Annotated in this window: 3 protein-coding genes; all 3 read left to right on the top strand. The window is 71.8% G+C overall.

Annotation, left to right across the window (positions count from 1 at the left end; all coding sequences use genetic code 11):
- Positions 1-102: 102 nt before the first annotated feature.
- A complete protein-coding gene (locus VFZ20_RS21325; protein WP_329685968.1) occupies positions 103-1230 on the top strand; it encodes a DegT/DnrJ/EryC1/StrS family aminotransferase in 1128 nt (375 codons plus the stop codon).
- Positions 1231-1364: 134 nt separating this feature from the next.
- On the top strand, positions 1365-2438 hold the full coding sequence (locus VFZ20_RS21320; RefSeq protein ID WP_329685967.1) for a glycosyltransferase: 1074 nt from the start codon (positions 1365-1367) through the stop codon (positions 2436-2438).
- Between the two features lie 140 nt (positions 2439-2578).
- The coding region (locus VFZ20_RS21315; protein WP_329685966.1) for a glycosyltransferase at positions 2579-3219 on the top strand (641 nt) is incomplete at its 3' end.

Below are 3219 nucleotides of genomic sequence, written 5' to 3'. Positions count from 1 at the left end.
GGGGTTTGGGCGGGGGTTGGGGGGCGCTCCGCGATCCGCGGGATCCCCGTGTTTCCGGTACGAATGCCGTTTGCTGTTCGACATCAACCGAGTGACCGATAGATGCAAGTACCCCTGCTGGACCTGACGCTGCAGCACCGGGAGATCGCCGGCGACATCGCCGCGGCCATGGCGCCCGTCATCGACGAGCAGCGCTTCATCCTGGGCCCCGTGGTGGACCAGTTCGAGCGCGAGATCGAGGCGTACCTGCCCGTGACGCACGCCATTGGCTGCGCCAGCGGCACGGACGCCATCCTGCTGGCCCTACGCGCGTTCGACTGCGGCCCGGGCGACGAGGTGGTGACGTCCCCGTTCACCTTCTTCGCCACGGCGGGGGCCATCCACAACGTGGGCGCGCGCTCCGTCTTCGCCGACATCCAGCCCGACACGTTCAACCTGGACCCGGCCTGCGCCGACGACGCCGTCACGGAGCGCACGAAGGTGGTCATGCCCGTGCACCTCTTTGGGCAGATGGCGGACATGACGGCGTTCCGCGCGCTGGGCGAGGGGCGCGGCGTGCGCATCCTGGAGGACGCGGCGCAGGCCATCGGCGCGCGGCAGCGCACGGCGGACGGGGAATGGATCACCACGGGCACGCTGGGCGACGCGTGCGCGTTCAGCTTCTTTCCCACCAAGAACCTGGGCGCGTTCGGCGACGCGGGGATGACGGTCACGAACGACGCGGACACGGCGGAGCGCCTGCGCAAGCTGCGGGTGCACGGCGGGCGGCAGATGTACCACCACGAGGAGGTGGGCTACAACTCGCGCCTGGACGCCCTGCAGGCCGCCGTGCTGCGCGCCAAGCTGCCGCACCTGCGCGCCTGGAGCGACGCGCGCCGCCACCACGCGGCGTTCTACGACGGCGCCCTGGCGGGGATCGACGGGATCGTGACGCCCGTGGTCAAGCCGGACAGCGAGAGCATCTTCAACCAGTACACCCTCCGCGTGCTGGACGGGCGGCGCGACGCGCTGTCGGAGCACCTCAAGGCGGCGGGCATCGGCTCGGGGGTGTACTACCCGGTGCCGCTGCACCTGCAGGAGTGCTTTGCGTACCTGGGCTACCGCGAGGGTCAGTTCCCGCACGCGGAGCAGGCGTGCCGCGAGGTGCTGTCGCTGCCCGTGTTCCCGGAGCTCACGCAGGCGCAGCTGTCGTACGTGGCGGAGACGATCGGGGCGTTCTTCGGACGATAGGACAAGTGCGAGAGTGCGAAAGTGCGGGAGTGCGAAAGTAACTGCTTTCGCGCCCCGGGCCTTCGTGCGGATGACGTGACTCTCGCACTTTCGCACTTCGTACTTTCGCACTTCGTACTTTCGCACTGCCGTCGATGTTCATCGTCGCGCACGTGGGGGCCCGGGTCTGGGGCGGGGCGGAGCGGGCCGTCGCGCGGCTGCTGAGCGGGCTGCGGCAGCGCGGGCACCGCGTCCTGCTGCTGTGCAACGACGCCGTTGTCGCGGAACCCGCGGCGGCGCTGGGGCTGGACGCGCGCATCCTGCCCCTGGGCGGCGACGTGGCCGTGCACCACGCGGCCCGGCTGGCGCTGGAGCTGCGCCGGCTGCGGCCGGACGTGCTGCTCGTCGGCATGTTCAAGAAGACGTGGCTGGCCGGGCTGGCGGGGCGGATGGCGGGCGTGCCGCGCATCGTCGTCCGCGTGGGGCTGGAGTCGGACGTGCCGCGCAACGGGAAGTACCGCTTCGCCTTTCGCCACCTGGTTGATCACGTCGTCGTCGTGGCGGAGCGGCTGGCGCCGGCGTACGAGGCCCTGCCGGGGTACGGCACGTCGCGCGTGTCCGTCATCCCCAACGCCGTCACGGCGCCCGCGCGGCGGCAGGCGGACGGCGCCCTGCGCGCGTCGCTGGGCATCCGCCCGGACGCGCCCGTCGTGGGCGCCATCGCGCGGCTGGCGACGCAGAAGCGGCTGGACCGGCTGATCGACGCCGTCGCGCGGCTGCCGGAGGCGCACTGCGTCATCACCGGCGAGGGGCCGTGCGAGCACGACCTGCGCGAGCAGGCGGCGAACGCGGGCGTGGCGGAGCGCGTCCACTTCCTGGGCTACCAGCCGGACGTGGGCGACGTGCTGGCGGCCATGGACGTCTTTGCCGTCAGCTCGGAGCAGGAGGGGATGAGCAACGCCATGCTGGAGGCGCTGGCGGCTGGCATCCCCGTCGTCAGCACGCGGGTGAGCGGCACGGAAGAGGCGCTGCGTGCGGATGCGGTCGGCGTCGCGCCCGGCGTGGTGGTGGACTTCGATGCCGCCGCCCTCGCGGACGCCCTCCGCACGGTGCTGGCGGACCGCGCGCTGTGTGCGTCCATGTCCGCCGCGGCACTGCGTCGCGTCGAGGAGTCGTTCTCCTGGCCCGCCGTGCTGGGCGCCTGGGAGCGGGCGCTGTCCGCCCGCTGAATTTTCGAACCGTCGCTGGATTACGAGGAGTGCCCGAGCGCGTGAGTCCGAGAGTGAAGATCCTGATCCGCATCCGAGTGCGAGAGTGCGCCCCCGCGCCACTTTCGCACTTTCGCACTTTCGCACTTTCGCACTCGTAGATGTTCGTCCTCGCGCACAACGCGTCCGGCATCCTGGGTGGCGGGGAGATTGGCACGGCGCTGCTGCTGGCCGGGCTGCAGCGCCGCGGCCACCGCGTGCTCATGCTCTGCCGCGACCGCGAGATCGCCCGCCGCGTGGCGGAATACGGCATCCCCACGGGCGTTCAGCGCGTGGGCGGCGACGCCATGCTGCCCGACGCCTTTCGCCTGGCCGCGCGCATCCGCCGGGAGAAGCCGGACGCCGTTCTCCTCACCACGTTCAAGAAGGTGTTCCTGGCGGGCCTCGCCGCGCGGCTGGCGGAGGCTCCATTCGTCGTGCAGCGCATCGTCCTGCAGGGCGATACGCCGGCCCGCGGCGCGCGCTACCGCCAGGCGCTGCGCCGCTTCGTGGACGTCGTCGCGCTGAACGCGGATGCCATGCGTCCCGCCTTCCTGGTCGGCGATCCGCGGCTGGATCCCGCGAAGGTCGTCACCATCCTGGACGGCGTCCGCGCGCCCGTGCGGACGAAGGAGCCGGGCGCCGTCCGCGCGGAGCTGGGTATCCCCGCGGACGCGTTCGTCATCGGGTGCGTGGCGCGGCTGGCGCGGCAGAAGCGGTTCGATCGGCTGCTGCGCGCGCTGACCGCAGGGAATAGGGAACA

Origin of the sequence: Longimicrobium sp. (assembly GCF_036280135.1) — a bacterium.
Lineage (GTDB): Bacteria > Gemmatimonadota > Gemmatimonadetes > Longimicrobiales > Longimicrobiaceae > Longimicrobium.
Note: the sequence above shows the minus strand (reverse complement) of the source record. Positions and strands in the feature narration are given on the sequence as shown.

What these genes read in the sequence shown, in the direction of transcription:
- VFZ20_RS21325 (WP_329685968.1), top strand. Translation starts at nt 103, where the DNA reads ATGCAAGTACCCCTGCTGGACCTGACGCTGCAGCACCGGGAGATCGCC.
- VFZ20_RS21320 (WP_329685967.1), top strand. Translation starts at nt 1,365, where the DNA reads ATGTTCATCGTCGCGCACGTGGGGGCCCGGGTCTGGGGCGGGGCGGAG.